The 1,194-nt window shown below is 40.6% G+C and carries 1 protein-coding gene and 1 pseudogene; both read left to right on the top strand.

Annotation, left to right across the window (positions count from 1 at the left end; genetic code table 11):
* Nucleotides 1–280 (top strand): annotated as a pseudogene (locus VXQ92_RS19405) (type IV-A pilus assembly ATPase PilB); the annotation flags it as partial.
* A gap of 29 nt (nucleotides 281–309) precedes the next feature.
* On the top strand, nucleotides 310–1,194 hold an 885-nt coding region (locus tag VXQ92_RS19400), incomplete at its 3' end, for a type II secretion system F family protein (RefSeq protein ID WP_416682895.1).

Genomic DNA, 1,194 nt, shown 5'->3' with positions numbered 1-1,194 from the left:
GGGCTTTACCGAACAAGATTTAGCGCACCCAGATTTTCGGGTTTTTCAGCCCGTAGGTTGCCCTGAATGTCGTGAAGGCTATAAAGGCCGTGTCGGTATTTATGAGGTAATGAAAGTTACACCTGAAATTTCCAAGATTATTATGGAAGATGGCAACGCTTTAGAAATCGCAGCTGCTTCTGAAAAATTGGGGTTTAATAATCTACGTCGTTCAGGTTTAAAAAAGGTGATGCAAGGGGTGACCTCTTTACAAGAAGTCAACCGTGTCACCAGTGAATAAGACACTATTTAAAAAATAAGGATAATCTAATGGCTGTCAAAAAGGCACAAATGATGCCGACTTTTGCTTATGAAGGGGTTGACCGTAAGGGCGTAAAAGTCAAGGGAGAACTTCCGGCTAAAAACATGGCCTTAGCCAAAGTAACCTTACGCAAACAAGGGGTGACTGTTCGAAATATACGTGAAAAACGTAAAAATATTCTTGAAGGTTTATTCAAGAAAAAAGTCACCACACTCGATATTACGATTTTTACTCGACAATTGGCGACCATGATGAAAGCTGGTGTACCACTCGTACAAGGCTTTGAAATTGTAGCTGAAGGTTTAGAAAACCCGGCCATGCGTGAGGTTGTACTCGGTATTAAAGGTGAAGTCGAAGGTGGTAGTACTTTTGCCTCAGCTTTAAGAAAATATCCTCAACATTTTGATAACTTGTTTTGTTCACTTGTTGAGTCTGGTGAACAATCAGGCGCACTCGAAACGATGCTGGACCGCGTTGCAATTTACAAAGAAAAAAGTGAGTTGCTCAAGCAAAAAATCAAGAAAGCAATGAAATACCCAGCAACAGTTATTGTAGTAGCCATTGTGGTGACCATTATTTTGATGGTTAAAGTAGTTCCCGTTTTCCAAGATTTATTTGCGTCTTTTGGAGCAGATTTACCTGCATTTACGCAAATGGTTGTGAATATGTCGAAATGGATGCAGGAATACTGGTTCATTATGATTATTGCGATTGGCGCAGTCATTGCTGCCTTTCTGGAAGCAAAAAAACGCAGTAAAAAGTTTCGTGATGGCTTAGATAAACTGGCGCTTAAGTTACCTATTTTTGGGGACTTGGTTTATAAAGCAATTATTGCCCGCTATAGCCGCACGCTTGCTACAACATTTGCCGCAGGTGTTCCACTTATTGATGCA

Source organism: Acinetobacter sp. 228, from assembly GCF_048147885.1.
The sequence above is the reverse complement of the archived record's forward strand: the minus strand, read 5'-3'. Positions and strand labels throughout refer to the sequence as shown.